We start from the raw sequence: 2,683 nt of genomic DNA on the forward strand, positions 1-2,683 counted from the left end.
CAAGCTCACCCTGCGTGGCAACAAGGACATCAAGGAAGAAGACCTGCGCAAGGGCCTGAAGGAGATCGGCCTCGCCGAGGGTGAAACCTTCGACCGGCTCTCGCTCGACCGCGTGCAGCAGGAACTCATCCGCCAGTACTACAACCGCGGCAAGTACAACGTGTCGGTCGATCCGCACGTCACCCAGCTGGATCGCAACCGCGTCGCCATCGATATCGAGATCCGCGAAGGCAAGGCCGCGAAGATCAAGGAGATCAACGTCGTCGGCAACAAGGCGTTCACGGACAAGCAGATCCGCGACGGCTTCGAATCGAATACGTCCAACTGGCTGTCCTGGTACTCCAAGGACGACCAGTACTCGCGCGAGAAGCTCTCGGGCGACCTGGAAAAGCTCAGCAACTACTACATGAACCGCGGCTACGCCGATTTCGGCATCGATTCCACGCAGGTGGCGATCAGCCCGGACAAGCGCGCCATGTACGTCGACGCCAGCGTCAAGGAAGGCGAGGTCTACACCGTCTCCGACGTGAAGCTGCTCGGTGAACTGATCCTGCCGGAAGACACGCTGCGCAAGCTGGTCTACATCCACAAGGGCGATACGTTCAACCGCGCCGCCATCGAAGCGTCGAGCGACGCCATCAAGGCCATCCTCGCCAACATCGGTTACGCCTTCGCCAAGGTCACGCCGGTGCCGAAGCTCGACAAGGACAAGCGCACCGCCGACCTCACCCTGTTCATCGAACCGGGCAAGCGCGTGTACGTGCGCCGCGTGGTCTTCCAGGGCAATACCCGCACGGAAGACGAGGTGCTCCGCCGCGAAATGCGCCAGCTCGAAGGCGCGTGGTATTCGCAGGGCGCCATCGATCGTTCGAAGACCCGCCTGCAGCGCCTCGGCTTCTTCAAGACGGTCGACATCGACAAGCAGCTCGTCCCCGGCACCGTCGACCAGGTCGACCTCACCGCGAAGGTCGAGGAGCAGTCCGCCGGTTCGCTGATGTTCGGCGTGGGCTACTCGCAGTACTCCGGCATCATCCTGTCGGCGTCGGTCTCGCAGAACAACTTCATGGGTACCGGCGATCGCTTCTCGATCGGCGCGGAAACCAGCACGTACTACAAGCGCGTCAACGCCAGCTACGTGAACCCGTACCTCACGGATTCGGGCATCGCGCTGGGCTATAACCTCGGTTACAGCAAGCTCGATTACGGCGATACCGATCTCGCGAACTACACGTACAGCACCAAGTCGTTCGAAAGCACGCTGTCGATCCCCATCACCGACTTCGATTCGCTCTCGACCAGCCTCGGCATCAGCTCGAACCTGATCAACAGCTCGTTCTACACTCCGCGCCAGCTCGTGGCCTACCAGGACGCGCTGGGCAACAAGACGATCCACTCGTGGACCTCGAGCCTCGGCTACACCCACGACACCCGCAACAGCTACTGGGCGCCGACGCGCGGTGGCCAGCTGTCGCTGTCGATCTCGGGCGCCCTGCCCGGCTCCACCGTGCAGTACTACAAGATCTTCGCCGAGGCGAACCACTACTGGCCGATCGGCAAGGGCTTCGTGCTCTACCTCGATGGCCAGGTCGGTTACGGCAATACCTACGGCCAGAAGTACGACCACGACGGCTACGACATCGATCCGGCGACCGGCCAGATCCGCCTGGACGCGAACGGCAACCCGGTCAAGCTTTACACCAAGGGCCAGAAGGTGCAGTTCCCGTTCTGGGAGAACTACTACGCCGGTGGTGTGCGTGACGTCCGCGGCTTCCAGGACAACACCCTGGGTCCCCGCCTCTGCGACGGTGGCAGCGCCAGCTCCGCGCCGGACAAGCGCAACCAGTGTACGGGTGGCTACTACAGCTACGGCCAGCCGGTCGGTGGCGCGTTCAAGACGCTCGGTACGGCGCAGGTCTTCCTGCCGCTGCCGTTCCTGAAGGATGTGAACACCGCCCGCGTGTCCTGGTTCGTCGACGTCGGCAACGTCTACCAGAGCTACTCGACGTTCAAGGCCAGCGAGCTGCGCGCATCGACCGGTCTGTCGCTGCAGTGGCAGGCGCCGATCGGCCCGCTGATCATCAACTTCGCGGTGCCGTTCCGTAAGCAGGATGGCGACAACCGCTTCGTCGAGCGCATCCAGTTCACGTTCGGCAGCCAGCTCTAAAAATCCCGGCGTCGCCGTTTGTACAATCCCGGGGTGGCAGGCTTATCCCCTGCCACCCCTTCTCTTTTGGGAGTCCCCCGTGAGCGGCAATCCCCACTACACCCTCGCCGAACTCGCCGAACGCTTCGGCCTCGAGGCGCACGGCGATCCGTCCACGACCGTGGATGGTGTCGGCACGCTCGCCGCCGCCACGTCCTCGCAGTTCACGTTCCTCTCGAACCCCAAATACACGTCGCAGCTGGCGGAAACCCAGGCCGGCATCGTCGTCCTGAACGCCGATGCCCTGCCCCTGCGCGCTGGCGCCGCGCTGGTCGCGAAAGACCCTTACGTGGCTTACGCGAAGATCGCCGCGCTCTTCGAACACACCGGCGACGCGCCCCGCGGCATCCATGCCAGCGCGGTCGTGGCGCCCTCGGCCCGCGTCCACCCGACGGCCAGCATCGGCCCCTGCTGCGTCGTGGAAGACGGCGCCGTCATCGAAGAGGGCGCGATCCTGGGCCCGCATTGCACGATCGGCCC

2 protein-coding genes are annotated in these 2,683 nt (G+C 63.9%); both read left to right on the forward strand.

The genetic code is table 11. From position 1 onward, the window contains the following. The coding region (gene bamA / locus ACTHLF_RS18095; protein ID WP_440329157.1) for an outer membrane protein assembly factor BamA at positions 1–2,164 on the forward strand (2,164 nt) is incomplete at its 5' end. A gap of 79 nt (positions 2,165–2,243) precedes the next feature. Further along, positions 2,244–2,683: LpxD N-terminal domain-containing protein (locus ACTHLF_RS18100; protein ID WP_440329158.1), on the forward strand; the 440-nt coding region annotated here is incomplete at its 3' end.

This window comes from Luteibacter sp., from assembly GCF_051958795.1.
In the GTDB taxonomy this organism is placed as follows: Bacteria; Pseudomonadota; Gammaproteobacteria; order Xanthomonadales; family Rhodanobacteraceae; genus Luteibacter.